The following is a 26,676-nucleotide window of genomic DNA, read 5'->3' on the forward strand; positions in this document are numbered from 1 at the left end:
TGGGGCTTGTCCATGCGGTACCGCATGACGGTGATCGGCAGCGGATATCTCGGCATCACCCACGCCGCGTGCATGGCGGAACTGGGCCACGAGGTCCTGGGGCTGGACATCGACGAGGACCGGATCCGCCGGCTCGGCGCCGGTCGGCTCCCCATCCACGAGGAAGGTCTCGACGAGCTGCTCCGCCGCGGGCTGGACTCCGGAAAGCTGCGCTTCACCACTTCCTACCAGGAGGCGGCCGAGTTCGGCGACGTACATTTCCTGTGCCTGGGCACGCCGCAGAAACAGGGCGAGTACGCGGCCGACGTCTCGCAGCTCGATGCGGCGGTCGACGCGTTGGCGCCCCATCTGACGCGGGAGTGCCTGGTCGTCGGGAAGTCCACCGTGCCCGTCGGTTCGGCGGAGCGGCTCGCGGGCCGACTGCGGCGGCTCGCGCCGGCCGGTGACCGGGTCGACCTGGCGTGGAACCCCGAGTTCCTGCGTGAGGGCTTCGCCGTCCAGGACACGCTCGGCCCGGACCGCGTCGTCCTCGGCCTCCGTACCCGGTACGCCGAGAAGGTGCTGCGCGAGATCTACGCGCCTCTCGGCGAAGTCCCCTTCGTCGTCACCGACTTCGCCACCGCCGAGCTCGTCAAGGCCGCCGCCAATTCCTTCCTGGCCACCAAGATCTCCTACATCAACGCGATGGCCGAGGTGTGCGAAGCGGCCGGAGCGGACGTGGTGCAGCTCGCCGAGGCCATGTCCTACGACGATCGCATCGGCGGGCGCTTCCTCCGCCCCGGACTCGGCTTCGGCGGTGGCTGCCTGCCCAAGGACATCCGCGCTTTCCTGGCCCGCGCCGATGAGCTGGGCGCCGGGCAGGCGCTGTCGTTCCTGCGCGAGGTGGACGCGGTCAACCTGCGCCGCCGGGACCGCACGGTGGATCTCGCCCGGGACCTCGCGGGCGGGTCCTTCGCGGGCCGCAGGCTGGCCGTCCTCGGCGCTGCCTTCAAACCCGACTCCGACGACATCCGGGACTCGCCGGCGCTCCACGTCGCGGGGGAGATCCAGCGGCAGGGCGGGCGGGTGTCCGTGTACGACCCGGTCGCGCTGGACAACGCCCGCAAGGCATGCCCCGAGCTGAGCTACGCCACCTCGGCGACGGAAGCGGCGCGTGGGGCACACGTGCTGCTTCTGCTCACGGAGTGGCAGGAGTTCGTGCGCCTGGACCCCGCGGAGCTCGGCGCGGTGGTCACGGTGCGCCATGTCCTCGACGGGCGCAACGCCCTCGACCCGGCTGTCTGGCGGAAGGCCGGATGGCATTACCGGGCCCTGGGCCGCCCTTGACCGGGGCTCGCCCCCCTGGCGCACTGGCGGGGTAGCGGAGCAGCGGGACGGCCGTCACCGTGAGGTCTCAACTCGGACAAGACCGGCCTGCAAACCTGCGTTCGATCTTGCCCAGTTCGTGGGGAGAGGACTATACCTGTCGGCGTCAGCATGGCCGTTCAGCCGAACGCGGACCCGGGCAGGGGGCAGGGGAAAGCGTCCGAGCAGCGATGCGAGCCGTGCGGGCCCTTCCTTGTCACCGGCCCCGGAACAGGCACAGCAGTACAGCAGCACCGTACGACCCCAGCTTCACACCACCGCGGTGCCGGGGAGGGTCCGGTTCACCGCCTGAGTCCAGAAGGCGAGGACTTGAGCATGGGATCCAGCAGACTCAACCGTCGTGACGTGATGAAGAGGGCCGCGGCGGCCGGTCTTCTCACGGTGCCCGCCATCGGCGCCCTCAGCTCCTGCGCCAGCGGCGGCAGCGAGGAGAACAAGGCCGAGAAGGGCAAGAAGAGCAAGGACAACCCGCTCGGCGTGAAGACGGACGCGGGCCTCGCCGTGTACATCTTCAACGGCGGCTACGGGGACAAGTACGCCCAGTACGTCACGGACATGTACGCGGAGAAGTACCCCAAGGCGAAGCCGTCGCAGAAGGCCACGGAGCGCATCGCGACCCAGCTGCAGCCGAAGATCATCCGGGGCAACCCGACCGCTGACGTGATCAATAACTCCGGCGCCGACAAGATGAACCTCGGCAAGCTCGTGAAGAACGGGCAGGTGGCCGACCTCACCGAGCTGCTCGACGCGCCCTCGTGGGACGACCCGAGTGTGAAGGTGCGCGACACGCTCGCAGCGGGCATGGAAGAGATGGGCGCCTTTGGCACCAAGGGCTGCTACCAGCTCAACATCGCCACGACCGTGTACGGCAACTGGTACTCCAAGCGGCTCCTGGAGGACGAGCTGGGCATGGAGTATCCGAAGACCTGGGACGAGATGCTCGCTGTCTGCCGCAAGGCCAAGTCCAAGGGCATCCACGGCTGGAGCTATCCGGGCGGCCACGCCCGGTACATGCTCTTCAGCATGTACGCGATGTTCGCTCAGGTGGGAGGGCGGCAAGTCGTCGAGGCGATGGACTACTTGGAGCCGAACGCCTGGAAGCACGACGCGGTGAAGTCCGTCCTGGAGGCGTTCGAGGAACTGATCGCCAAGAAGTACGTGCTGACCGGCTTCGACGGACAGGACGCCCACACGGAGATGCAGACCGCCTGGACCAAGGGCAGGTGCGTCTTCATCCCCGACGGTTCCTGGGTGGAGAACGAGGCCAAGGACACCACTCCGAAGGGCTTCAGGATGGCGGTGGGCGCGACCCCCTCGCTGGACAAGAGCGACAAGATGCCGTTCGGCACGCTCTACGCCCCGCCCGGCGAGCCCTTCGTCGTTCCGGCCAAGGCCGTCAACGTGCGGGGCGGCATGGAGTGGCTGCGGATGATGTACAGCAAGAAGGCCGCCCAGAACTTCTTCAAGGAGGTCTCCTCGATCCCGGCCCTGAAGGGTGCGATCGCCGGAATGGATCTGCCGCCCGGCGTCGACAGCGCGCAAAAGGCGCTCACGGCCGCCGGCGACAACGTCGTGATCCCGTTCTTCAAGGAGTGGTACGAGGAGCTCTTCGCGAACGACTTCGACAGCGCCATGGCCAAGTTCATGGTGGGTGACCTGTCGGTGCGGGGCGTGATGGACGCCATGCAGAAGGCGTCCGACCGCGTGGCCAAGGACCCCGACATCACCAAGGTCAAGAAGGGCTGACGGGGCGACAGTACGGAGCACGGGGACAACAGCGGTGAATCGGGGCGGCGTGAGCGCACAGACACGGGCGGACAACAAGTCCTCGCCCGGCAGGACGGGTTACGGCGGAGCACAGCAGACCTCGGCGCCGGGGCGGCTGCTCTTTCTCGCGGCGGTTCTCCTCCCGCCCCGGTTCACGCCGGAGAGAGTGCGCAACGACCGCAGATACCGCACGCTCGACAAGTACCGCTTCATCGCCGGCTTCCTGGTCGTGCCGCTGGCCTTCTACGCGGTCTTCGTCATCTCGCCCTTCATTCAGGCGATCTACTACTCGTTCACCGACTGGTCCGGCGGGCCGGTGGCGAACTTCATCGGCCTCGGCAACTTCGTGAAGATGTGGCACGACGAGCGGTTCTGGGATTCCGCGACGACCAGCCTCACGCTGCTCGTCATCGCCCCGCTCATCACGCTCGTCCTGGGCATGTTCTTCGCCTACATGCTCACGGCGGGCGGCCGGCACCGCAGGGGCCAGGCCGTGGCGGGCGTGGCCGGTTCCTCGCTCTACAAGGTCGTCTACTTCTTCCCGCAGGTCCTCTCCGTCGCCATCATCGCCGTTGTGTGGGGACGGGTCTTCAGCACCAACAGCGGCCTGCTCAACGGTGCCCTGGAATCCGCCGGTGTGGCCGGCCCCGCCTGGCTGGGCGGGAACCACACCCTCGCCCTCATCGCGGTGCTCACCGTGCTCTCCTGGAGCTTCGTCGGCTTCTACGTGGTGCTGTTCTCGGCGGCGATGGGCGCGATCCCCAAGGACATCTACGAAGCCGCGCTCCTGGACGGCGCGGCCCGGGGCCGCACCTTCTTCAGCGTCACGCTCCCGCTGACCTGGGACACCGTGCGGACCGGCTGGATCTATATGGGCATCCAGGCGCTCGACTCGTTCGCGATCGTCCTCGTCATGGTGCCGGGGAACGCCCTGAAGGTGACCCCGGTCTTCCTCTACGAACGGTTCCGCGACGGCCAGTACGGCTACGCCACCTCCATCGGTGTCGTGCTCCTCGTCCTCAGCGTGATCTTCTCGTTGATCATCATGAGGATCGGGAACCGCGACCGGATCGAATACTGACGAGCGCGGGAGCCACATCGCCATGACCACCACACCCGAGAAAACGGCCCCCGCCCGGGGTGCCCGCCGCCGAGGCCGCGGCGCCGAGAGCGCCACCCTCAACGTCTTCTCGCACGCCTTCCTGCTCCTGTGGGTGGTGATGGCGGCGGGCCCGCTCGTCTGGGTCGCGGTGACGTCGTTCCGTACCTCGGGCGACATCCTCAGCGACCCGATGGGCTGGCCGTCCTCGCTGCACTGGGAGAACTTCAGGCACGCGTGGAACGAGGCCAACATCGGCCGCTACACCCTCAACTCCCTGGTCATCCTGGCCGGATCGCTGACCGGCACGATGCTGCTCGGCTCGATGGCCGCCTACGTCATCGCCCGCTTCACCTTCCCGGGCAACCGCGTCGTCTTCATGCTGTTCGCGGGCGGCATGATGTTCCCGGTCATCCTCGCGCTGGTGCCGCTCTTCGCCGTCATGGAGAACTTCGGCCTCCTCGACACCCGCCCCGGCCTGATGATCGCGTACATCGCGTACTCGCTGCCGTTCACCACCTTCTTCCTCACCTCCTTCTTCCGTACGCTGCCGACCGGCGTGCAGGAGGCGGCGATGGTCGACGGCGCCTCGCACACCCGCACCTTCTTCCAGATCATGCTGCCGATGGCCAAGCCGGGCCTGGTCAGCATCGGCATCTTCAACTTCCTCGGCCAGTGGAATCAGTACCTGCTGCCGCTGCTGCTCAACAACGAAGAGGAAAAGAGCTATGTGCTGCCGCAGGGGCTCGCCTCGCTGGCGGTCTCACAGGGCTACCGCGGCGACTGGGGCGCGCTCTTCGCGGGCCTGACGGTGGCCATGCTCCCGGTGCTCGTCGTGTACGTGGTCTTCCAGCGCCAGGTGCAGGCGGGCCTGACCGCCGGCGCCCTCAAGTAAGGCGCGCTTACCGATGTCGAAGGGTTGTCCATGAACAAGCGAATCATCGCCACCGGTGCGGTAGTGAGCGCCATGGCACTGGGACTTTCCGCCTGTGGTGGCGGCAGTGACAGCGGCGACAGCAAGACCATCAAGGTCGTCGCCGCCGATTACGGGGACAAGGCGTCCAACGCCTCCAAGGTGTACTGGGCCGACGTCAAGAAGGAATTCGAAAAGGCCAACAAGGGCTACAAGGTCGATGTCCAGGTGATCAACTGGAATGAGATCGACAAGTCCGTGAAGAACATGATCCAGGCGGGCAACGAGCCGGATCTGCTGCAGACCGGCGGCTACGCCGACAAGGTCGCCGACGATCTCCTTTACAAGGCGGACGAGGTGCTCTCGCCCAAGACGCGCGAGAACCTCATTCCCACCTTCGCCAAGGCCGGCGAGGTCGACGGCACGCAGTACGGCATTCCGTGGGTCTCCTCCAGCCGCGTGATGTTCTACAACAAGGACGTGCTGAAGAAGGCAGGGGTGAAGACACCGCCCAAGAACTGGGACGAGCTCGCCGCCGCCGCCAAGAAAATCAAGTCCGCCAAGGCCGCGGAAATCCCCTACGCCCTGCCGCTCGGTCCCGAGGAGACCCAGGGCGAGACGATGATGTGGGAGCTCGGCAACGGCGGCGGCTACACGGACGCGAGCGGCAAGTACACCCTGGACAGCGCCAAGAACACCGAGACCTTCGACTGGCTCAGGACCAACCTGGTCAAGCCCGGTCTCACCTATGCCAACCCCGCCTCCACCGACCGCAAGACGGCCTTCGCCGACTTCGCGGCCGGCAAGGTCGGCATGCTCAACGGCCACCCGAGCCTGATCCAGATGGCCAAGGAGGGCAAGGTCGACTACGGAGTCGTGCCCATTCCGGGCAAGGACGGGCCGCTGAAGAGCACCCTCGGCGTGGCCGACTGGATGATGGCGTTCAAGGACGGCGGCGCCGAGAAGGCGGGCGTGAAGAAGTTCCTGGACTTCACGTACTCCAAGAAGATGCTGCAGTTCGACGAGATGTACAACCTCATGCCGGTCACCCAGGACGCGCTCAAGACGATGCAGTCCAACGGCAAGCACAAGGACCTGGAGCCCTTCTTCAAGGTGCTGCCGAACGCCAAGTTCTACCCGCTGGGCGACACCTCCTGGGACGTCGTCTCGGCCGAGATCAAGAAGACCGGCGGCAAGGCCGTCGCCGGCGACGCGAAGCAGGTCCTCGGCGACCTGCAGAAGAAGGCGGAGTCGGCGGCCGCCGACGCCAAGTAACGGCTCGCACGCACCCGTTCGCAAGGAGCACTTGTGTCAGTGAAGGCCCCGCCGTCCCCGGCCGACGCCGGCCGGGGACGGTCCGGGCGCGTACGCAGGCCGGTGCGGCGCCCTGGCGGTCTCGCCAGGCTCGGACCGCTGCCCTGGATAGCGCCCGTCGTTCTGCTGATCCTCGCCGTGGTCGTCTGGCCGGTCGTCGAGCTGATCCGCACCTCGTTCCTCAACATCTCCATCGCCGGGAAGGTGCGCGGCGGCGCGGGGACCGACAAGTTCGCGAAGCTCTTCGAGGAGAGCGACTTCGGGGCCGTGCTGTTCTGGACGGCGGTGTGGACCGTCGTCGTCGTGGCCGTCACGATGCTGCTCTCGCTGGCCCTCGCCCAGCTGTTCAACCAGAGGTTCCCCGGGCGCCGCATCACACGCTGGGCGCTCATCGCGCCCTGGGCGGCATCCGTGCTGATGACCGCGATCGGCTTCAAGTGGATGCTCAACCAGACGGCCGGCGTGCTCAACACCCTGATGCTGGACCTCGGCCTCATCGAGAGCTCCAGGGACTGGCTGGGCCGGTCGGGCACGGCCTGGCCGTGGATGATGGCCGTCGCGGTCTTTGTCTCGCTGCCCTTCACCACGTACACGCTCCTCGCCGGACTGCAGACCGTCCCGCGGGACGTCTACGAGGCGTCGCGGATCGACGGGGCCGGCCCCTGGCAGACCTACCGGCGCATCACGCTGCCGCTGCTGCGGCCCGCCTTCCTCGTCGGCGTGGTCATCAACCTCATCAACGTCTTCAACTCCTTCCCCATCATCTGGGCCATGACGCAGGGCGGCCCGGGCTATGACACCTCCACGACCATGGTGTTCATGTACAAGCTGAAGGAGACCGACATCGGCGAGTCCGCGGCCATGTCGGTGGTCAACTTCGGGATGGTCGTGGTGCTCGTGCTGATCTTCCTGAAGGTCAGCCGGTGGAACGAGGAGGACTGATGGCCACCGCGACGGCGGGCCGCCCCACGGCCCGCGCGCCGAAGCGCACCTTCCGGCCGCGCACCCTTGTCATCACGGTCTGCGCCTGGGCGCTCGCCGCGCTCTTCCTCGCGCCGTACCTGGAGATGGTCGTCACCGCGCTGCGCCCCAAGAGCGAGCTGCGGGACCGCACCTACCTGCCGCAGCACTTCGAGTGGGCGAACTTCATCGACGTGTGGAAGGAGTCAGCGCTCGGCCAGAACCTGCAGGTGAGCATGGTCGTCGCGGGCGGCGCCACGCTGCTCGTGCTGCTGGTCTCGCTGCCCGCCGCCTACTACACGGCGCGGATGCGCTACCGGGGCCGCAAGCTCTTCCTGCTGCTCGTCCTGGTCACTCAGATGTTCCAGCCCACGGCGCTGCTCGTCGGCCTCTACCGGGAGTTCCACCAGCTGGACATGCTCAACTCGGTCTGGACGCTGATCCTCACCAACGCGGCGTTCAACCTGGCCTTCGCGGTGTGGATCCTGACGGCGTACATCGGCTCGATCCCGCCGGAGCTGGAGGAGGCCGCCATGGTGGACGGCACCAGCCGGTTCGGCGCGATGACGAAGGTGACGCTGCCGCTCGCGCTGCCCGGTGTCGTCACCACCGTGATCTTCACCTTCATCTCGGCGTGGAACGAGTTCGTGATGGGGCTCACCCTCACCACCGAGCCGGAGAAGCAGCCGCTGACGGTGGGCATCAACAACTTCATCGGCGCTTACACCGTGGAGTGGAACTACCTCTTCGCCGCTTCCGTGGTGGCGATCGTGCCGGTCATCGTGCTGTTCGCCTTCATCGAGCGGCACGTGGTCTCGGGACTGACGGCGGGTTCGGTGAAGTAACCCGTTCCGCCCAGGGCCTCCCCGCCTTCCGCCGCCGGGCGACGGGAGGCCCTGGGGCGTGTCCACGCGGCGGGTCGGCCGTCGTGCGTGGATATGCGCCCTGCGGTGGTCGAGGACTTGACGGGAGTGGACCCGGGCGGCTCAGCTTAGATTCACATGTTGGAGACAAGCCGGGTCCCATTGCTGTGGCCCGGCCGGCGGGCGGTCGTCGTGCCGCCCGCGGCAGGCGGGAGTGGATGAGTCGATGGAGACTCCGGGGTCGCAGTCCTCGCTGCACCGGGCCAACCTTGAGCGGGTCGTGCGCGCCGTGAGGATGGCGGGATCGCTCACCCAGGCGGAGATCGCCCGGACCACCGGGCTCTCGGCGGCCACGGTCTCCAACATCGTGCGGGAGCTGAAGGACGGCGGGACCGTCGAGGTCACGCCCACCTCCGCGGGCGGCCGTCGGGCCCGCTCCGTCTCGCTCTCCGGCGACGCGGGCGTCGTGGTCGGCGTCGACTTCGGCCACAGCCACCTGCGGGTCGCGGTCGGCAACCTCGCGCACCAGGTGCTCGCCGAGGAGTCCGAGCCGATCGATGTGGACGCCTCGGCCGCCGAGGGCTTCGACCGGGCCGAGCAGCTGGTCAGCCGGCTGGTGGCGGCCACCGGCATCGACCGCTCCAAGGTCGTCGGGGTGGGCCTCGGCGTGCCGGGCCCGATCGACGTGGTCTCCGGGACGCTCGGCTCGACCGCGATCCTGCCGGGCTGGTCCGGCACCAACCCCGGCGAGGAGCTCTCGGAGCGGCTCGGCGTGCCGGTGCACGTCGACAACGACGCGAACCTCGGCGCGCTCGGCGAGCTGGTGTGGGGCGCCGGGCGGGGCGCCGCCGACCTCGCGTACATCAAGGTGGCCAGCGGCGTCGGCGCCGGGCTGGTGATCAGCGGGCAGATCTACCGCGGCCCGGGCGGCACGGCGGGCGAGATCGGGCACATCACGCTCGACGAGTCGGGGCCGGTGTGCCGCTGCGGCAACCGCGGCTGCCTGGAGACCTTCACCGCGGCGCGGTACGTCCTCCCGCTGCTCCAGCCGGGGCACGGCCCGGACCTGACCATGCCGGGCGTCGTCCAGCTGGCGCGCGACGGCGACCCGGGCTGCCGCCGGGTCATCGCGGACGTCGGCCGGCACATCGGCAGCGGCGTGGCGAACCTGTGCAATCTGCTGAATCCGAGCCGGGTGGTGCTCGGTGGCGACCTGGCGGAGGCCGGGGAGCTGGTGCTCGGGCCGATCCGGGAGTCGGTGTCGCGGTACGCCATCCCCAGTGCGGCGCGTCAGCTCGGCGTCGTACCGGGCACGCTGGGCGGCCGGGCCGAAGTGCTGGGCGCGCTGGCGCTGGTGCTCAGCGAAATGGGGGACTCCACGCTGCTGGACGGCACGCTCGCCGTGGACGCTCCCGCCATTGTCTGAAGCAAGAGAGGCGCCCCACCGGTGCTGGGGCGCACTCTGAGTTCACACAGCTAACGGATGGCACCGTTGTCATCTCGTTAAGGATTTACTCCTTGACGCCCTGCGAGCGGCCGAGTTGACTCCAAGCACCTCGGCCGCAAGGACGCGGCCATGTCAGGGAGGGCCATCCCCATGAACGCATTTGTGCGTCGCGTCGTCATAGCCACCACCGCGGTCTCCATGGCCGCGACCGTGGCCGCCTGCGGCAAGGCCGGCAGCGACGGCGACAGCGGTGGTGACAAGAAGACCATCGGCCTCTTGCTGCCGGAGAACAAGACCACGCGTTACGAGACCTTCGACCGCCCCTTGATGGAGGCGAAGATCAAGGAGCTCTGCGCGGACTGCGTGGTGAAGTACAACAACGCCGCGCAGGAGACCGAGACGCAGAAGAAGCAGTTCGACGCGCTGATCACGCAGGGCGTCAAGGTCATCATCCTGGACGCGGTCGACTTCAAGGCCACCAAGTCCTGGGTGAACCAGGCCGCCAAGAAGGGCGTCAAGGTCGTCGCGTACGACCGCCTCGCCGAGGGCGACATTTCGGCATACGTGTCCTACGACAACGAGAAGATCGGCCGCCTCCAGGGCGAGGGCCTGGTCAAGGCCCTGGGCAGCGACGCCAAGAACGCCAACGTGGTGATGATCAACGGCTCGCCGACCGACCCGAACGCCCCCTTCTTCAAGAAGGGCGCGCACACGGTCCTCGACAAGCAGGTCAAGAAGATCGTCTACGAGCAGGACATCCCGGACTGGTCGCCGGACGAGGCCAACAAGAAGATGAACTCGGCGATCGACTCCCTCGGCAAGGACGGCTTCCAGGCCGTCTACTCCGCCAACGACGGCATGGCCGGCGGCATCCTCACCGCGCTGAAGCAGCGCAGCGTCGACGTCCCGGTCGGCGGCCAGGACGCCGAGCTGGCCGGTCTGCAGCGGATCCTGAAGGGCGAGCAGTCCTTCACGATCTACAAGCAGATCAAGCCGCAGGCCGAGACCACCGCCGAGGTCGCGGTCAAGCTCCTCAAGGGCGAGAAGATCGGCTCCGTCACCCCGGACAAGGTCGACAGCCTCAGCGGCGAGGTCAAGGGCATCCCGGCGAAGCTGTACGACGCGCAGATCGTGACCAAGGACGACATCAAGGACACGATCATCAAGGACAAGGTGTACAAGGCGAGCCAGCTCTGCACCGCGGACTACAAGAAGGCGTGCCAGGAAGCCGGCATCAAGTAGCCCTCCCCCGGACGGCCCGCGCCCTGGGTGGCGCGGGCCGCCGGGCAGCCTCGTACGCACCATTCCCGCCCGACAGGCGGCGAAGGAGATGATTCACGTGTCCGCTGCGCCCGTGCTGGCGTTGCGCTCGGTCTCCAAGCGGTTCGGCGCCGTCCAGGCGCTCTCGGACGTCACGCTGGAGATCGAACCCGGTGAGGTGGTCGCCCTGGTCGGCGACAACGGCGCCGGCAAGTCGACCCTCGTCAAGACCATCGCCGGGGTCCACCCCATCGACGAAGGCACCATCGAGTGGGAGGGGCGACCGGTCCGCATCAACCGGCCGCACGACGCCCAGGAGCTCGGCGTCGCCACCGTCTACCAGGACCTCGCCCTCTGCGACAACCTCGATGTCGTCGCCAACCTCTTCCTCGGCAGCGAGCTGCGCCGCGCCTCCGTGCTGGACGAGATCGCCATGGAGAAGCGCGCCAAGGAGCTGCTGGACACCCTGTCCATCCGCATCCCCAGCGTCCGCATCCCCGTCGCGGCGCTCTCCGGCGGCCAGCGCCAGGTCGTCGCCATCGCCCGCGCGCTGATCGGCGACCCCAAGGTCGTCATCCTCGACGAGCCGACCGCGGCGCTCGGCGTCGAGCAGACCGCGCAGGTCCTCGACCTCGTCGAGCGGCTCCGCGAGCGCGGCCACGGCGTGATCCTGATCAGCCACAACATGGCCGACGTGCAGGCCGTCGCGGACCGCGTCGCGGTGCTGCGCCTCGGCCGCAACAACGGCGTCTTCCCGGTGGCGGACACCTCCCACGAGGAGATCATCGCCGCCATCACCGGCGCCTCGGACAACGCCGTCACGCGCCGCAAGGCCCGTACGGACCAGGTGAAGAAGGAGCAGGGCGCGTCATGAGCAGCGACCTCACCAAGAGCGCGGCGGGCGGCACGCCGGACCAGGGCGCCGCCGCGGCGGAGCAGGGCGCCGTCCCGGCCGCCGCCGTCGACCCCCGCCTGCTCGTCCGCGAGCAGGGCTTCAAGGGGTACTGGACCGACTTCACCCGGCGGATGCGCGGCGGCGAGCTGGGCTCGCTCCCGGTCGTCCTCGGCCTGATCGTCATCGCGGTCGTCTTCCAGCTGCAGACCAGCAGCTTCCTGTCCGCGGGCTCGCTCGCGAACATCGGCGTCTACACCTCCGGCCTCGGCATCATGGCCGTCGGCATCGTCTTCGTGCTGCTGCTGGGCGAGATCGACCTCTCGGTCGGCTCGGTGGCGGGCGTGGGCGCCGCGGTCTGGGCCGTGCTCAGCGTGACGAACGGCCTGAACGACTGGCTGTCCGTCCTGCTCGCCATCGTCTGCGGCCTGCTGATCGGCGCGCTGCACGGCTTCTTCTTCGCCAAGATCGGCGTGCCCGCCTTCGTGGTCACGCTGGCCGGCTTCCTCGGCTGGAGCGGCCTGCAGATCTGGATGATGGGCAAGGAAGGCTCCATCAACACGCCGGACGACAGCGTGGTCGCCTACCTCACGGGCTACTACTTCGAGGACAAGGCGGCGGCGTACGGCCTGGCGCTGGTCGCCGTGCTGGCGTACGCGGGCTCGCTGCTGCTGGACACCAGGCGCCGCAAGGCCGCCGGGCTGCCCTCGCGGCCGCTGAGCGAGGTGGGCCTGCGCACCGCCGTGGTCGCGGTGATCGCCTTCGTCGTCGCGTACGTGCTCAACGAGCCGGCCGGCGCGCGCGGCCTGCCGCTCGCCCTCGTCGTCTTCCTGGCCGTCCTGGTCGTCGCCGACTTCGTGGTCCGCCGCACGACCTACGGCCGGCAGATCTTCGCGGTCGGCGGCAACGCGGAGGCGGCCCGCCGGGCCGGCATCAACGTCGACAAGATCCGCATCACGGTCTTCGCGATCTCCGGGATGCTCGCGGCCTTCGGCGGGCTCTTCATCGCCAGCCTCTCCGGCGGCGCCACGAAGAACCTCGGCGCGGGCAACACGCTGATGAACGTGATCGCCGCCGCGGTCATCGGCGGCACCAGCCTCTTCGGCGGCCGCGGCAAGATCTGGTCGGCGCTGCTGGGCATGCTGGTGATCCAGTCCATTCAGCAGGGCCTGAACCTGCTGGGCATGGCCAGCGAGATCCAGTACATGATCACCGGCGCGGTGCTGCTGGCCGCCGTCGTGATCGACTCGGTCTCCCGGCGGACCCAGAAGACGGCCGGACGGACCTGACACGCCCGGTCAGCCCGATGGCCCCTGCCCGGTTCCCTACGGGTGGGGGCCATATGCGTGACATTCCTCGCACGGCCCGCGCGCAGTGGCAGCGCGCGGAACATTAGACTCGTCTGATCGGCAAGCTCGATCAGCTCGGACCGTCCCGAAGCGGTTCGAAAACAGCTCGACGCAACGCACAAGGAGGCACGGGTGGCGCTGCTGACCCGCATCAGGGGACCGCGCGATCTGGACCGGCTCGGACCGGAGCAGCTGGAGCAGCTCGCGGGAGAGATCCGTACGTTCCTTGTCGACGCCGTCTCCAAGACCGGCGGACACCTCGGCCCGAACCTCGGCGTGGTCGAGCTGACCATCGCCCTGCACCGCGTCTTCCACTCGCCACAGGACCGGGTCCTCTTCGACACCGGCCACCAGTCCTACGTGCACAAGCTGCTGACCGGACGCCAGGACTTCGGCAAGCTGCGGGCCAAGGGCGGCCTGTCCGGCTACCCCTCGCGCGCCGAGTCCGAGCACGACGTCATCGAGAACAGCCACGCCTCCACGGTGCTCGGCTGGGCCGACGGGCTGGCCAAGGCCAACCAGGTGCGCGGCAAGGACGACCACGTCGTCGCGGTGATCGGCGACGGCGCGCTCACCGGCGGCATGGCCTGGGAAGCGCTGAACAACATCGCGGTCGCCAAGGACCGCCCGCTGGTCATCGTCGTCAACGACAACGAGCGCTCGTACGCGCCGACCATCGGCGGCCTCGCCAACCACCTCGCCACGCTCCGTACGACCGACGGCTACGAGCGCTTCCTGGCCCGTGGGAAGGACCTGCTGGAGCGCACCCCGGTCGTCGGCAAGCCGCTCTACGAGACGCTGCACGGCGCGAAGAAGGGCCTGAAGGACTTCATCGCCCCGCAGGGCATGTTCGAGGACCTGGGCCTGAAGTACGTCGGCCCGATCGACGGTCACGACATGGAGGCGCTGGAGTCCGCGCTGCAGCGCGCCAAGCGCTTCGGCGGCCCGGTCATCGTGCACTGCCTGACCCAGAAGGGCCGCGGCTACGAGCCCGCCGAGCAGGACGAGGCCGACCGCTTCCACGGCATCGGCGTGATCCACCCCGACACCGGCCTCCCGGTCTCCGCCTCCGGCGCCGACTGGACCTCCGTCTTCGGCGAGGAGATGGTCAAGCTCGGCCGGGAGCGCAAGGACATCGTCGCGATCACCGCGGCGATGCTGCAGCCGGTCGGCCTGAAGAAGTTCGCCGAGGCGTTCCCCGACCGGATCTACGACGTGGGCATCGCCGAGCAGCACGGCGCGGTCTCCGCCGCGGGGCTGGCGACCGGCGGTCTGCACCCGGTCTTCGCGCTGTACGCGACGTTCCTGAACCGCGCCTTCGACCAGGTCCTGATGGACGTGGCGCTGCACAAGTGCGGCGTGACCTTCGTCCTGGACCGCTCCGGCGTCACCGGCACGGACGGCGCCTCGCACAACGGCATGTGGGACATGTCGCTCCTGCAGGTCGTCCCGGGCCTGCGGATCGCCGCGCCGCGCGACGCCGACCAGGTACGCGCCCAGCTGCGCGAGGCCGTCGAGGTCGACGACGCGCCGACCGTGGTGCGCTACTCCAAGGGCGCGGTCGGCCCGGCCGTCGAGGCCGTGGGCCGGATCGGCGGCATGGACGTACTGCGCAACGCGCCCGAGAGCGTCACGCGCCCGGACGTGCTGCTGGTCTCCGTCGGCGCGCTCGCCCCGATGTGCCTGGAGATCGCCGACCTGCTGGACAAGCAGGGCATCTCCACGACCGTCGTCGACCCGCGCTGGGTCAAGCCGGTCGACGCGGCCCTGCCGGGCCTGGCCGACCGGCACCGCGTCGTGGTCACCGTCGAGGACAACATCCGCTCCGGCGGCGTCGGCTCCGCGGTCGCGCAGGCGCTGCGGGACGCGGGCGTGGACGTGCCGCTGCGCGACTTCGGCATCCCCGAGCGCTTCCTGGACCACGCGTCGCGCAAGGAGATCATGGCCGAGATCGGCCTCACCGCGCCGGACATCGCCCGCCAGGTCACCGGCCTGGTCGCGAAGATCGACGGCCGCTACGAGGACACCGGGGACGCGCAGGCCGCCGAGCCGGCCCAGGTCGCCCAGGACTGATCGGTCCGACGCCGCAGGGACCGGTCCGCACTCGTTCGGGTGCGGACCGGTCCCTGCGCATATCGAGTGATCTGTGGCGCCTTCGGGCAAGCCGTCAGTGACTGTTCCCCGCTTTTGCCGAGACTCGGTCAGTTGGGGATTCCCAGACGGTCGCCCAGGCGGAGGTTCGCCCATGAGCAGTTCGTTGCCAGAGCAGGAGGGCCGCCGCCGCGGCCTTTTCCGTACCAAGACGGTCGAGGAGTCGATCCGCGACACGGAGGAGCCCGAGCACGCGCTCAAGAAGTCACTGTCCGCGCTGGACCTCACGGTCTTCGGCGTCGGGGTGATCATCGGCACCGGCATCTTCGTGCTCACCGGCAAGATCGCCAAGGAGACGGCGGGCCCCGCTGTCGCCCTCTCCTTCATCGTCGCCGGTGTGGTGTGCGCGCTGGCCGCGCTCTGTTACGCGGAGTTCGCCTCCACCGTCCCGGTCGCCGGCTCCGCGTACACCTTCTCCTACGCCTCGCTGGGCGAATTCCCCGCCTGGATCATCGGCTGGGACCTGGTCCTGGAGCTGGCGCTGGCCTGTGCCGTGGTGTCCGTGGGCTGGTCCGGCTATATCCGCTCGCTGCTGGACTCCGCGAGCGTCCACCTGCCGCAGGGGCTCTCCGGCACCCATGAAGGACACTTCGGGTTCGACCTGCTGGCCTGCATCCTCGTGCTCGTGCTGACGGCCATTCTGGTCGCGGGCATGAAGCTGTCCTCGCGGGTGACCGCGGTGGTCGTGGGCGTCAAGGTCACCGTCGTACTGATCGTCATCGTGGTCGGCGCGTTCTTCATCAACGGCGCGAACTACCAGCCGTTCGTGCCCAAGTCCGTGCCCAGCGAGGGCGGCAGCGGCTGGCAGGCGCCGCTGGTCCAGCTGCTGTTCGGCTTCACCCCGGCGAGCTTCGGCGTGATGGGTATCTTCGCGGCCGCCGCCGTGGTCTTCTTCGCCTTCATCGGCTTCGACATCGTCGCCACCGCCGCCGAGGAGGCCCGCAATCCGCAGCGCGACGTACCGCGCGGCATCCTCGGCTCGCTGCTGATCTGTACGGTCCTCTACGTCGTCGTGTCCGTCGTCGTCACCGGCATGCAGAAGTACAGCAAGCTGTCCACGGACGCGCCGCTCGCCGACGCCTTCAAGGACCTCGGGCACCCCTTCTGGGCCGGTCTGATCAGCTTCGGCGCGGCCGTCGGCCTCACCTCCGTCAGCATGATCCTGCTGCTCGGCCAGAGCCGGGTCTTCTTCGCGATGAGCCGCGACGGCCTGCTGCCCCGGGTGTTCTCCACGGTCCACCCGCGCTTCGGCACGCCCTACCGGTCCACGATCGCGCTCGGCGTGGTGGTCGCCGTGGTGGCCGGCTTCACGTCCATCGACGTCCTGGCCGAACTGGTCAACATCGGCACCCTGTTCGCCTTCGTCGTGGTCGCACTGGGCGTGATCATCCTGCGCCGCACCCGCCCCGACCTGCCGCGCTCCTTCCGTACCCCATTGGTGCCGCTGGTGCCGGTCCTGTCGGTGCTGGCGTGCCTGTGGCTGATGATCAACCTGACCGCGGAGACCTGGCTGCGGTTCGCCGTCTGGATGGCGGTCGGGCTCGTCTTCTACTTCGTGTACGGGCGGTCGCACAGCCGGATGGGGCGCCGCGGCTGACGGCTCCTCATCTGCCGTACGCCCGGCCGCCACCGGTGCCGGCCGGGCGTACGGAACGGGGGCCCGTCACCCGGGCGCCCAGCGCCTCCACCCGGGCCCGCAGCCCCCGGTCGGCCGTCACGACCACGCAGGGCCGCCCCTCGGGCCGGGCCGCGACCAGTTCGACGATGCGGTCGTCGCCGCTGCCGTCGGCCGACTCCACCCGTACGCCGTCGACGCTCGCCACCCCGCGCGCCGCGCCCTCCACGACGAGCACCAGCTCCACCGGCGGGTCGGCGATGCCGGGCAGCCCGCTCCCGCCGTACGCCACGAGGCCGTCGCGCAGCCGCTCGGCCGCGCCCCGCCGGTCGTGCCACCAGCCGTCGGGCACCGAGCCGACGACGTTGGCGCCGTCGACGATGAGGGTGGTTGTCGCTGTCATGCGTTCATCGTGGCATTCCGCGGCCGCCGGGGAGATCACTATCCGCGAATCGACAACCTGGGGTTGACGCCCCGGTCATCGTCAACCTACCGTTGACGCATGGCAGATTCCGTGGAACCCGTACGCAGCACGCAGCCGGTGCGCCTCGACGACCTGATCGAGGCCATCAAGAAGGTGCACACCGACGCCCTCGACCAGCTCACCGACGCGGTACTGGCCGCCGACCACCTCGGCGACGTGGCCGACCACCTGATCGGCCACTTCGTGGACCAGGCGCGACGCTCCGGCGCGTCCTGGACGGACATCGGCAAGAGCATGGGCGTCACCAAGCAGGCGGCCCAGAAGCGCTTCGTCCCGAAGGGCCCCGCGACCTCGGACCTCGACCCGAGCCAGGGCTTCGGCCGCTTCACGCCGCGCGCCCGCAACGTCGTCGTCGCTTCCCAGAACGAGACCAAGGCGGCCGGCCACACCGAGATCACGACGGCGCATCTCGTCCTCGGCCTCCTCGCCGAGCCGGAGGGCCTCGCAGTGAAGGCGATCGCCGCGCAGGGCATCACGCCCGAGGCGGTACGCGAGGCGGCCACCGCCGCGCTGCCGCCGCGCGCGGACGCCGAGGTCCCCGCCCTCATCCCGTTCGACGCCGCGGCCAAGAAGGCCCTGGAACTGACCTTCCGCGAGGCCCTGCGGCTCGGCCACAACTACATCGGCACCGAACACGTACTGCTCGCCCTCCTGGAGCAGGAGGACGGCGACGGCGTCCTGACCCGCCTCGGCGTCACCAAGGCCGCCGCCGAGGAATGGGTCACCGCCACCCTGGCCGCCCTCGTGGCGGACAAGCCGCAGGAGTGACGGCGCGTCAGCCCTGAGTACTGCCCGACCAGCGCGTCACCACGGCCGTCATGGCCCGCGTCACCACCACCGCGCGGTGTTCGCGGGCCCGGACGCCGTGGCGGTACTCGATGTGCAGGAACGGCACGCCGGCGGCGTGGGCGCGCCGGCCCTGCACGTTCGTCTCGCCGGCCAGCGGACAGGTACGGGCCCAGGCGCGGCACACCTCGAAGCCGTGCGACCGCAGATCGTCCGCCAGGGCCCGGCCGTCCGCGCGCGCCGCCGTGCCCCGCCCGGTCGAGGCGATCACGTCGTACTCCGGCGCCGAGGAGTCGGCGAAGCCGTGGATCTGCAGCCCCGGCAGCCCGCGCCGTACGAGCTCGGCGCAGACCGCGTCGAAGACGGTGTCGCGGTGGTGCGCCACGTCCGCGCGGTCGCCGCTGCCCGCGTCGCGGTGCGCGCCCGCCAGGACCAGCACCCCGCCCCGGGCGGCGAGCAGCACGCCGACGCCCAGCCGTTCGGTGTCCTGGTCGGCCACCGGGTGCGGCACCTGCACCGACCAGCGGGCCGGCGCTTCCAGGTCGACGTAGACCCGGCCCCAGCCGCGCTCCGCCTCCGAGCCGCGGTCGCGGTCGGCCACCTCGGCGTACTGCCGCCCGGTGGCCCGGTCGGTGAGGGTGCGGACCGTGTACCCGGCGTCCGCCAGCCGGGCGCGGGCGGCGTCCCGGCGGCCGTCGAGCAGCAGCCCGACGCCCGCCGCGACCGCCCGCCGCTGCGCCCGCTCCGGGCGGACGTAGCCGCCGGCGGGGGAGAAGCCCGTGGTGTAGCCGGTGACCCGGCGCACCAGGTCGACGGGCGTCGGCTCCGCCGAGCCCTCGGCCCGTACACCGCCGGGCCCCGCCCCGCAGGCGGCGGCCGTGACCAGCGCCGCAACGGCCGCGAACAGCCGGAGCGTTCGCGCAATCGTTATCTTGTTCGTCCGAACCACGGTCATAGTTGTATAAAGTTAACTGAGTGACGAATCGCCCTTACTGGAGTCTCCGTTCGACTCGGAGGCTCGTGGCCGCCACCGCCGCCCTCCTCCCGCTGGCCGGTCTCGCCGGCTGCGGAGCCGCGGAGACGGAGGCCGCGGTGAAGCCGGACGGCCGCCGCTTCACGGTCGCCGCGGCCGGTGACATCCTGATCCACCCGCAGCTGACCGAGCAGGCGCGCAAGGACGCGGCGGCGACCGGCGGCGGCGAGCAGGGCCTGGACTTCGACCGGATCATGGCCGGGGTGAAGCCCGTGATCAGCAAGGCCGACCTGGCGATCTGCCACTTCGAGCCGGTCGCGGGCAAGCCCGGCGGCCCGTTCCGCAGCTACCCCGACTTCCTCGTACCGCCGCAGATCGCCACCACGATCAAGCACGTCGGCTACGACACCTGCTCCACCGCCTCCAACCACACCCTGGACCACGGCCCTTCGGGGGTGAAGCGCACGCTGGACGTGCTGGACGCGGCGGGGCTCAAGCACACCGGCTCGGCGCGCAGCGCCCGCGAGGCGGCCACCCCGCTGATCATGGACGTCAAGGGGGTCAAGGTCGCGCAGCTCTCGTACGCCTTCGGCTTCAACGGCCGCGAGGTGCCGGCGGACAAGCCGTGGCTGGTCAACCAGAACGACTTCGAGAAGATCGCGGCGGCCGAGCGCCGGGCCCGCAAGGCCGGCGCCGAGGCCGTCGTCCTCAGCATCCACTGGGGCCGCGAGCACCACCCCGAGCCCAGCGCACCGCAGCTGAAGTTCGCCCGCCGGCTCGCGAAGGAGACCGGCATCGACCTCGTCATCGGCCACCACGCGCACGTCGTGCAGCCCATGGAGAAGGTCGACGGCACCTGGATCGCGTACGGCCTCGGCAACCAGCTCGCCCGGCACGACGTGCCTTCCGGGCTGACCGAGGAGGGCGTGATCGGCTGGTTCGAGTTCGCCGAGCGGCAGGGCGGCGGCTGGGACGTCACGCCCAAGTACGTCCCCACGCTCGTCGACCTGCCGCCGGACCCCGACGAGAGCGGCAAGCTGCCCGAGGGAGCCGTCACCGACCACCGGCTGGTCGACGTCGCGGCGGCGCTGCGGGACGGCGACGGGCTGACCGCGGACCAGCGGGCCCGCTACCGGCTCGCCTTCGAGCGCACTCAGGGCACGCTGCTCAACCGGGGCGCGGGCGAGGACGGACCGCGGCCACTGGAACCGCTGCCGGCCGGCTGACCGCGCCCGTCCGGCCGCTGGTACGCCGGTACGCCCGGACGTCGCCCACCTCACAGCGGAAACTTACGAAACTCGTACAACCCTTCCCGCGGTACGCGGGTCTTCTATGCGGTTTCACCGCAGGAGCGTGCCCACAAGGCCCGCTCCTGCGCCGCGGTTTTCCGACATACCCGCACGTCAGCCCGCACGCAGCACCTGGAGCGCGCTCCGGCTGAGCTCCAGGAAGGGAGCCCCCCGTTGGCCGCTTCGGCTACGAAGCGGCGGCACAAGGTCCGCCGACGGGCCGACATGTCCCTGCTGGGCGGCATACGGCCGCCCATCGCTGTGCTGTCTGCTCTGATCCTCACCTTGACGGGCCTCACCGCCCTCACCCTCGGCCGGATAGGCCAGGACCCCGTCGCCAAGGCGGTGCTGACCTCCCAGCAGCACTTCGCCGAGGACGGCGCCATCGCGATGCGCGCCTCGATCGACGAGAGCGTCACCGACCTCACCCGGGTCGCCGGCCTCTTCAGCGCCTCCGACCCGGTCCCGGCCGACGCCGTCCTGGACAAGCTCGGCAACGTGTACCAGAAGTGGCGCGGCACCGCCGTCATCGAGATCAAGTCCGGCAAGCTGCTCGCGGCCCGCGGCGAGAACGTCCCGCTGACCGCCATCGACCGGACCCGGCTGTCCCAGGAGAACGGCCTCGCGCCGCGCATGGTCCGGCTGCAGAACGGCGAGGTACGGCTGCTCACCCTCGCCCTGCTGACCTGGGAGGGCCACCCGCAGCAGCTGCTGGTCTCCACCAGCGGCCTGAAGTTCCCCGGCATCAGCCTCGGCGACTTCCGCTCCATCGCCGTCGTCGACCAGCGGGGCAACGTGCTCAGCAGCGACGGCATCCCCGAGCCCGAGCAGGTCCTCACCGACCTCCAGCGCGCCGAGGTCACCCGCTCCCGCAAGCAGCTGAAGTCCTTCGCGGCCGACGCCGCGCGGCGGGCGGCCCAGCACCCCCTCTCCGCCAAGGAGCCCGGCTCCGGCGGCTTCCAGGGCGTCAGCGGCTCGCTGGTCGGCGACCGGTACGCCGGTGACCGGTCGGTCGCCGGGTACGCCTCCCTCGCGGCGCCCGAGCCCGGCGAGTTCACCGTGGCCACCGGGCTCGGCCTGACCGTCGTCTCGATGGTCCCCGTCGCCGAGGACCCCACCGCCACCAGCAGCCCGCTCTTCGGCCTGATCGCCGCGGGCGCGCTGCTGGTCATCGGCGGGCTCAGCATCGCGCTGCTGCTGGGGACCGTGCAGCGCCCGCTCATCCGGCTGTTCCTGGAGAGCCGCCGGCTCACCCGCGGCGACCTCACCCGCCCCGTGACCGTGCCCCGGTACGGCGAGGCGGCCCGTATCGGCACGGCGCTGGAACGGCTGCGCCGCCAGCTGCTGGGCGAGGCCCCGGACGCGCCGGCACCGGCGGGCCGCACCCGCTCCCGGTTCGGCACCCGCGCGCTGATCGCCGCCAGTGCCGTCCTGCTGTTCGTGTGGTGCGCGCCGCTGCTGCTGCTCGTCAACCGGGCCGGCGACTCCGTCGTCGTACCCCAGCAGCTCGTCAACGACCAGCGCGAGCGCACCGACACCCTCACCGACCGGGTGCGCCGCGCGCTCAACGAAGGCCAGGCCGACCTGGTCTCCGTCGCCTCGCTGATCGGCGACCGCACCGAGCCCGGCCAGATGACCAAGGTCCTGCGGGGCACCCTCACCGAGCACGGCCGGTACCAGTCCCTGTACGTCCTCGACGCGCACGGCAAGGTGCTCGCTCAGGCCGGCGACGACCCGCACAGCCCGGCGGGCAGCGCTCCGTCCAGTGCGCCGGTCCGGCTGCTGGACCACACCAGCAAGGAGCCGGTGATCCTCGGCACGGCCGAGGTGCCGGGCCGCGCGGGCGCCGCCGTGGTCGGCGAGTTCCGCATCGACTTCCTCAACTCGCTGCTGAAGCGCCCGGGCCTCGGCGACGTACGCGTCGTGGACCGCCAGGGCCGCGTCATCGGCGGCAACACCGGCTACCGCGCCTTCCAGCAGCTGCCGAACGACCGGCTGAAGGAGCTGGTCGCGGGCAGCAACCAGAAGGTCGGCATGAGCCCGCGCCCCAGCGGCGTCCTGCACCGCGACGGCACCGGCATCCAGATCGCGGCCGCCGCGCCCTTCGTCGGCGGCGGCGCGGCCGAGGACCTGCACTGGACCGTCGTCAGCTGGCAGCCCGCCTCGGGCCTGGAGATCCCCGCGTACCGCCTGCAGAACCGCACCGTACTGGCCGGACTGCTCGGCTCCGCCGCGGCCGCCGCCTGCCTGGGCTGGCTGCACATCGTCGTCGTCCGCCCGCTGCGCGCGCTCGCCGGGCAGGCCGAGGCGCTGGCCGGCGGGGACCGCCGCACCGTGCTCTATCCGCGCCACCACGACGAGGTCGGCGCCGTCACCCGCAGCCTGGAGATCGTCCGCCAGCAGCTGCAGGGACAGCCGCGCAAGCGGGACGGCGCCGCCACCCTCGCCGGAAGGAACTGACCCACCGTGCTCTTCCTCTACATCGTGCTGGTGGTGTGCGGTGCCGTCCTCCTGGTCGCGGGCGTCATCGAGCAGCGGCGGCACTTCGCCAATCTCGATCGGATACCGACGCGGGTGCTGGTCAACGGCATCCGCGGCAAGAGCTCCATCACCCGGCTGTGCGCGGGGGCGCTGCGCGGCGGCGGGCTGACCACGGTCGCCAAGACCACCGGCACGGCCGCCCGCTTCATCCACCCGGACGCCACCGAGGAGCCGGTCTACCGCAAGTTCGGCATCGCCAACGTCGTCGAGCAGATCGGCATCGTGCGGCGCGCGGCGACCTACCGCCCGAACGCGCTGGTCATCGAGTGCATGGCCGTCATGCCCGCGCTCCAGGAGATCAACCAGTCCAAGCTGATCCGCTCCACGATCGGCGTGCTGTGCAACGTCCGCGAGGACCACCTCGCGGAGATGGGCCCGACGCTGGACGACGTGGCACGCTCGCTGTGCCGGTCGATGCCGGAGGGCGGCATCTGCGTCACCGCCGAGAAGGAACGCTTCCACATCCTCCAGGAGGAGGCGGCGGCGCGGGACTGCGAGCTGGTCTACGCCGACCCGGAGACCGTCACCGACGAGGAGCTGCGCGGCTTCAGCTGGTTCACCTTCAAGGAGAACGTCGCGATCGCGCTCACCGTCGCCGAACTCCTCGGCGTGGACCGGCAGACCGCCCTCAAGGGCATGTACGACGCGCCGCCGGACCCCGGCGTGCTCTCCGTCGAGCGGTACGCCACCGAGGACGGCAAGAAGCTCCGCTTCGCCAACGTCTTCGCGGCCAACGACCCCGAGTCGACGCTGATGAACATCAACCAGCTGCTCGACCTGGGCGCCGTCCACCGCCCGCTGAACGTCGTCATCAACTGCCGCCCCGACCGCGTCGAACGCAACGGCCAGATGGGCGAGATCATCCCCGACCTCCGGCCCGACCGGGTCTTCGTCATCGGCCACCCCGCGAAGAGCGCCATCGACGCGATCCCGGCCGAGTGGCGGGACCGGGCGGTCGACCTCGGCGGCGACCGGCGCGACCCGGAGGAGTTCATGGCCGAGCTGCTCGGCCGGCTCGGCCCGGACTCCTCGCTCGTCGCCATCGGCAACATCCACGGCCAGGGCGAACTGCTCCTGGAACACCTCGCCGAACTCCCGCCGGACGAGACCCCGGACGGCACCCCGGACGCCATGGACGGGGCGGCCGACGCACCCGGGCACGGGGAGCACGTGCAGCACGCGGACACGATGCAGCTGTACGCGCCCACGGTCGATCCCTACGCGCCGTACCCGGAGGGGTACGAGACCCGGCACCAGCCGTGGGTGCCGGCGCCCAGGACCGAGCCGGAGCCGCACGCACGCGGCCTGTTCGAGCCCCGCGTGCCGCCGGTCCCGGCGGCCGACCACCCTCAGCAGTGGCACAGCCCGCAGAGCCAGAGTCCAGGAGAACCCCGTTGATCCCGTCCGTCCTCACCCCCGAGATCGCCGCGATCGGGATCGCGCTCGGCCTGCTCTTCTCGCTGGTCTGCTACCTCACGACCAACCTCTCGCCGGGCGGCATGATCACGCCCGGCTGGCTGGCGCTGACCCTCGTCGAGGACCTGCAGCGCGCCGCGATGGTCGTCGGCGTCACCGTGCTCACGTACGTCTCCGTGCTGCTCATGCAGCGCTTCGTGATCCTCTACGGCAAGCGGCTGTTCGCCGCCGTCGTGCTCACCGGCGTGGCCCTGCAGGCGACCGTGATGATCGTGCTGTCCATCGAGTTCCCGCTGATGTACGCGAACCAGACGCTCGGCTTCATCGTCCCCGGTCTGATCGCCTACCAGCTCGTCCGCCAGCCCAAGGGCCCCACGCTGCTCGCCACGGGCTCCGTGACCCTGATGGCGTTCGTCGTCCTCACCGCCGGCATCCTCCTCGGCTTCATGCCGTCCGCCTGACCCCGTACGGAGACCGTTCATGAGTGCCCCCGGCAAGCCGACCGACCAGCCGACCGACCAGCAGGCCGCGCGGAAGGCCGCCACGAAGGCCGCCAAGAAGAAGCGCGCCGTCCTGCACACCGCGACCGTGCTCGCGCTGCTCGGGACGAGCGCGTTCCTGACCGTGGAGCTGCGCAAGCAGGAGCAGGACAAGGCCCCGGCCGTGCAGGCGGTCACCGACAGCCCCGTACTGGAGTCCAGCACGAAGACGGACACCGGGGCGCAGCACTGGGAGCGGCTGCGGCACCCGGAGCGCTCGGTGCTGCGCGGCGAGGGCGGCGCGGTGCTCGCCACCTTCACCGACGGCGCCCGCACCGCCACCCTCAAGGGCCCCAGCCGCACCTTCGCCGAGGCGGCCCACACCAGCTCCCGGGTGGTGACCGAGGACTGGGTGCGGCTGCTGCCCGAGCCGTGGCGCAAGGGCGCCGAGAAGGAGAAGTGGTTCAAGGACTGGTTCAAGCAGTACTTCGGGAGCGAGGAGGACGACGTCTTCGCGATGGGCTTCCAGTACACCGACCAGGCACCGGCGAAGAAGGACGACGAGGGCATCGCGTACGCGGGCGACGCCAACTTCGGCCCGCTGAACCCCAACGGCAGCGAGGGCAACGACCTCCGCCAGGAGTTGTCCGACTTCAACGACTACCTCGGCATCCCGTACAGCTTCCGGGACGGCACCACCGCGGCCCCGGAGGCCGCGCGTGCCCGCTCGGTGGACTGCTCGGGCTTCATGCGGCTGCTGTGGGGCTACCGCGCCCGCTACCCGCTGATGTCCAGCGACAAGTCCGGCGACGGGCTGCCCCGTACGGCCAACGGCATGGCCCGCTCCGACGTGGGCACCGACGTCCTCCCGCTCAAGGGCGTCGGCGCCGGCGACCGCCCCGCCTCCATCGACGTCCTGCAACCGGGCGACCTGGTCTTCTTCAAGCTCGACGCGCGCACGAAGCAGCGCCTGGACCACGTCGGCATGTACCTGGGCCACGACACCGACGGGCACAAGATCTTCCTGTCCAGCCGCGAAGAGGTCAACGGCCCCACCATCGGCGACAAGGGCGGCACCTCCCGCCTGGACGGCAACGGCTACTACGCCACGAAACTGCGCAGCGCGAAGCGGCTGTAGGCGGCCGCTGAGCGGTGCCCGGGGCCGCCATGGCCGCCGTCAGCTCACTGGTGCTGGGCGGGCGGGCAGTAGCCGGTCTTCTCGCCGATCGTGTTGATCTCGGCGTTGGAGCGGGAGTCGCCCGCGTAGTCGACCTGGTCCGTGCAGCTCACGTCGGGCTTCTTGGGGGTGCCCGACGGCGTGCCGGCCTTCTCCGGGGCCGGGCAGTGGCCGGTCTCCTCGCCGATGGAGTTGATCTCGGCGTTGGACCTCGGGTCGCCCGCGTAGTCGAGCTGGTCCGTGCAGCGCGCGTCGGACATCGTGGCGGTGCCCGACGGCGTGCCCTCGGTGGCGCTCCGGGAGGTCTTGTCCGTGGCAGTGGGGGACTGCGTGGCCTGCGCGGAGGGGGACGAGGCCGAGGTCGCGGGGGCGGGCGAGGCGCCGGAGCCGCCGTCCTGGCAGGCGGTGAGCCCGAGCGCGGCGACGGCGATCACCATGGCGGCGGCGGCCTTGCGGGCGTGGCGGAGGGTGGAGCGGTGCGGCATGGTCGTCCTCGTTCGCTGTTCTTACGACTCTGATGACTCTTACGGCGTGGT

At 70.2% G+C, this 26,676-nt stretch carries 22 protein-coding genes; 19 read left to right on the top strand and 3 right to left on the bottom strand.

Going from position 1 to position 26,676, the window contains the following annotated elements; genetic code table 11:
* Window positions 1-12: 12 nt before the first annotated feature.
* From ACZ4MH_RS05190 to ACZ4MH_RS05250, 13 genes are all read left to right on the top strand, one after another.
* On the top strand, window positions 13-1,326 hold the full coding sequence (locus tag ACZ4MH_RS05190) for a UDP-glucose dehydrogenase family protein (RefSeq protein WP_351588415.1): 1,314 nt from the start codon (window positions 13-15) through the stop codon (window positions 1,324-1,326).
* A gap of 354 nt (window positions 1,327-1,680) precedes the next feature.
* Window positions 1,681-3,111 (top strand): N-acetylglucosamine/diacetylchitobiose ABC transporter substrate-binding protein, encoded by a 1,431-nt coding sequence (gene ngcE, locus ACZ4MH_RS05195; protein WP_351588327.1) that lies wholly within the window; start codon window positions 1,681-1,683, stop codon window positions 3,109-3,111.
* A gap of 187 nt (window positions 3,112-3,298) precedes the next feature.
* Window positions 3,299-4,213 carry a carbohydrate ABC transporter permease gene (locus ACZ4MH_RS05200; RefSeq protein ID WP_351588418.1) on the top strand — a complete coding sequence of 305 codons (915 nt, stop codon included), beginning with the start codon at window positions 3,299-3,301 and terminating at the stop codon, window positions 4,211-4,213.
* A gap of 22 nt (window positions 4,214-4,235) precedes the next feature.
* Entirely contained in the window at window positions 4,236-5,126 is an 891-nt protein-coding gene (locus ACZ4MH_RS05205) for a carbohydrate ABC transporter permease (RefSeq protein WP_351588330.1), read from the top strand.
* Between the two features lie 30 nt (window positions 5,127-5,156).
* Complete coding sequence (locus ACZ4MH_RS05210) at window positions 5,157-6,419, top strand: extracellular solute-binding protein (RefSeq protein ID WP_351588332.1); 1,263 nt, start codon at window positions 5,157-5,159, stop codon at window positions 6,417-6,419.
* 33 nt (window positions 6,420-6,452) lie between these two features.
* Window positions 6,453-7,400, top strand: a complete 948-nt coding sequence (locus ACZ4MH_RS05215; RefSeq protein WP_351588335.1) for a carbohydrate ABC transporter permease — start codon at window positions 6,453-6,455, stop codon at window positions 7,398-7,400.
* Entirely contained in the window at window positions 7,400-8,263 is an 864-nt protein-coding gene (locus tag ACZ4MH_RS05220) for a carbohydrate ABC transporter permease (RefSeq protein ID WP_351588338.1), read from the top strand. Before ACZ4MH_RS05215 ends, ACZ4MH_RS05220 begins: the two co-directional genes overlap by 1 nt.
* Before the next feature lie 244 nt (window positions 8,264-8,507).
* Window positions 8,508-9,707 (top strand): ROK family transcriptional regulator, encoded by a 1,200-nt coding sequence (locus ACZ4MH_RS05225; protein ID WP_351588341.1) that lies wholly within the window; start codon window positions 8,508-8,510, stop codon window positions 9,705-9,707.
* Window positions 9,708-9,878: 171 nt separating this feature from the next.
* A complete protein-coding gene (locus tag ACZ4MH_RS05230; protein ID WP_351588344.1) occupies window positions 9,879-10,970 on the top strand; it encodes a sugar ABC transporter substrate-binding protein in 1,092 nt (363 codons plus the stop codon).
* A gap of 88 nt (window positions 10,971-11,058) precedes the next feature.
* On the top strand, window positions 11,059-11,862 hold the full coding sequence (locus ACZ4MH_RS05235; RefSeq protein ID WP_351588347.1) for an ATP-binding cassette domain-containing protein: 804 nt from the start codon (window positions 11,059-11,061) through the stop codon (window positions 11,860-11,862).
* Window positions 11,859-13,169: a sugar ABC transporter permease gene (locus ACZ4MH_RS05240; protein ID WP_351588350.1), complete on the top strand. Its 1,311-nt coding sequence runs from the start codon at window positions 11,859-11,861 to the stop codon at window positions 13,167-13,169. Before ACZ4MH_RS05235 ends, ACZ4MH_RS05240 begins: the two co-directional genes overlap by 4 nt.
* Before the next feature lie 192 nt (window positions 13,170-13,361).
* Entirely contained in the window at window positions 13,362-15,302 is a 1,941-nt protein-coding gene (gene dxs, locus ACZ4MH_RS05245) for a 1-deoxy-D-xylulose-5-phosphate synthase (protein ID WP_351588353.1), read from the top strand.
* A 172-nt stretch (window positions 15,303-15,474) separates the two neighbouring features.
* Complete coding sequence (locus tag ACZ4MH_RS05250) at window positions 15,475-16,977, top strand: amino acid permease (RefSeq protein ID WP_351588356.1); 1,503 nt, start codon at window positions 15,475-15,477, stop codon at window positions 16,975-16,977.
* A 7-nt stretch (window positions 16,978-16,984) separates the two neighbouring features.
* Here ACZ4MH_RS05250 and ACZ4MH_RS05255 read toward each other — a convergent pair whose 3' ends face one another.
* The gene (locus ACZ4MH_RS05255) at window positions 16,985-17,398 is read right to left on the bottom strand and encodes an NTP pyrophosphohydrolase (RefSeq protein ID WP_351588357.1); all 414 of its coding nucleotides are present in this window, start codon (window positions 17,396-17,398) and stop codon (window positions 16,985-16,987) included.
* Window positions 17,399-17,497: 99 nt separating this feature from the next.
* Between ACZ4MH_RS05255 and ACZ4MH_RS05260 the strand changes: the two genes are divergently transcribed.
* Window positions 17,498-18,247 (top strand): Clp protease N-terminal domain-containing protein, encoded by a 750-nt coding sequence (locus ACZ4MH_RS05260; RefSeq protein ID WP_351588360.1) that lies wholly within the window; start codon window positions 17,498-17,500, stop codon window positions 18,245-18,247.
* 7 nt (window positions 18,248-18,254) lie between these two features.
* Here ACZ4MH_RS05260 and ACZ4MH_RS05265 read toward each other — a convergent pair whose 3' ends face one another.
* Window positions 18,255-19,220, bottom strand: a complete 966-nt coding sequence (locus ACZ4MH_RS05265) for a hypothetical protein (protein ID WP_467754117.1) — start codon at window positions 19,218-19,220, stop codon at window positions 18,255-18,257.
* A gap of 65 nt (window positions 19,221-19,285) precedes the next feature.
* Between ACZ4MH_RS05265 and ACZ4MH_RS05270 the strand changes: the two genes are divergently transcribed.
* The 5 genes from ACZ4MH_RS05270 to ACZ4MH_RS05290 all read left to right on the top strand — a co-directional run bounded on the left by ACZ4MH_RS05270 (window position 19,286) and on the right by ACZ4MH_RS05290 (window position 26,101).
* Complete coding sequence (locus ACZ4MH_RS05270) at window positions 19,286-20,464, top strand: CapA family protein (RefSeq protein WP_351588366.1); 1,179 nt, start codon at window positions 19,286-19,288, stop codon at window positions 20,462-20,464.
* Window positions 20,465-20,752: 288 nt separating this feature from the next.
* Complete coding sequence (locus ACZ4MH_RS05275) at window positions 20,753-22,987, top strand: HAMP domain-containing protein (RefSeq protein ID WP_351588421.1); 2,235 nt, start codon at window positions 20,753-20,755, stop codon at window positions 22,985-22,987.
* 6 nt (window positions 22,988-22,993) lie between these two features.
* Window positions 22,994-24,466: a poly-gamma-glutamate synthase PgsB gene (gene pgsB / locus ACZ4MH_RS05280; RefSeq protein ID WP_351588369.1), complete on the top strand. Its 1,473-nt coding sequence runs from the start codon at window positions 22,994-22,996 to the stop codon at window positions 24,464-24,466.
* A complete protein-coding gene (locus ACZ4MH_RS05285) occupies window positions 24,463-24,945 on the top strand; it encodes a poly-gamma-glutamate biosynthesis protein PgsC/CapC (RefSeq protein WP_351588372.1) in 483 nt (160 codons plus the stop codon). The genes pgsB and ACZ4MH_RS05285 overlap by 4 nt, the downstream gene beginning before the upstream one ends.
* 19 nt (window positions 24,946-24,964) lie before the next feature.
* The gene (locus ACZ4MH_RS05290; RefSeq protein ID WP_351588375.1) at window positions 24,965-26,101 is read left to right on the top strand and encodes a C40 family peptidase; all 1,137 of its coding nucleotides are present in this window, start codon (window positions 24,965-24,967) and stop codon (window positions 26,099-26,101) included.
* A 44-nt stretch (window positions 26,102-26,145) separates the two neighbouring features.
* Here ACZ4MH_RS05290 and ACZ4MH_RS05295 read toward each other — a convergent pair whose 3' ends face one another.
* Entirely contained in the window at window positions 26,146-26,625 is a 480-nt protein-coding gene (locus ACZ4MH_RS05295) for a hypothetical protein (protein WP_351588378.1), read from the bottom strand.
* Between the last annotated feature and the right edge of the window lie 51 nt (window positions 26,626-26,676).

The sequence above is a fragment of the Streptomyces sp. NPDC026301 genome (assembly GCF_055567935.1).

Coding starts and splice junctions, on each gene's coding strand:
- ACZ4MH_RS05190 (WP_351588415.1), top strand. CDS start 13: ATGCGGTACCGCATGACGGTGATCGGCAGCGGATATCTCGGCATCACC.
- ngcE (WP_351588327.1), top strand. CDS start 1,681: ATGGGATCCAGCAGACTCAACCGTCGTGACGTGATGAAGAGGGCCGCG.
- ACZ4MH_RS05205 (WP_351588330.1), top strand. CDS start 4,236: ATGACCACCACACCCGAGAAAACGGCCCCCGCCCGGGGTGCCCGCCGC.
- ACZ4MH_RS05210 (WP_351588332.1), top strand. CDS start 5,157: ATGAACAAGCGAATCATCGCCACCGGTGCGGTAGTGAGCGCCATGGCA.
- ACZ4MH_RS05220 (WP_351588338.1), top strand. CDS start 7,400: ATGGCCACCGCGACGGCGGGCCGCCCCACGGCCCGCGCGCCGAAGCGC.
- ACZ4MH_RS05225 (WP_351588341.1), top strand. CDS start 8,508: ATGGAGACTCCGGGGTCGCAGTCCTCGCTGCACCGGGCCAACCTTGAG.
- ACZ4MH_RS05230 (WP_351588344.1), top strand. CDS start 9,879: ATGAACGCATTTGTGCGTCGCGTCGTCATAGCCACCACCGCGGTCTCC.
- ACZ4MH_RS05235 (WP_351588347.1), top strand. CDS start 11,059: ATGATTCACGTGTCCGCTGCGCCCGTGCTGGCGTTGCGCTCGGTCTCC.
- ACZ4MH_RS05240 (WP_351588350.1), top strand. CDS start 11,859: ATGAGCAGCGACCTCACCAAGAGCGCGGCGGGCGGCACGCCGGACCAG.
- ACZ4MH_RS05250 (WP_351588356.1), top strand. CDS start 15,475: ATGAGCAGTTCGTTGCCAGAGCAGGAGGGCCGCCGCCGCGGCCTTTTC.
- ACZ4MH_RS05255 (WP_351588357.1), bottom strand. CDS start 17,398: ATGACAGCGACAACCACCCTCATCGTCGACGGCGCCAACGTCGTCGGC.
- ACZ4MH_RS05260 (WP_351588360.1), top strand. CDS start 17,498: ATGGCAGATTCCGTGGAACCCGTACGCAGCACGCAGCCGGTGCGCCTC.
- ACZ4MH_RS05265 (WP_467754117.1), bottom strand. CDS start 19,220: ATGACCGTGGTTCGGACGAACAAGATAACGATTGCGCGAACGCTCCGG.
- ACZ4MH_RS05275 (WP_351588421.1), top strand. CDS start 20,753: ATGTCCCTGCTGGGCGGCATACGGCCGCCCATCGCTGTGCTGTCTGCT.
- ACZ4MH_RS05290 (WP_351588375.1), top strand. CDS start 24,965: ATGAGTGCCCCCGGCAAGCCGACCGACCAGCCGACCGACCAGCAGGCC.
- ACZ4MH_RS05295 (WP_351588378.1), bottom strand. CDS start 26,625: ATGCCGCACCGCTCCACCCTCCGCCACGCCCGCAAGGCCGCCGCCGCC.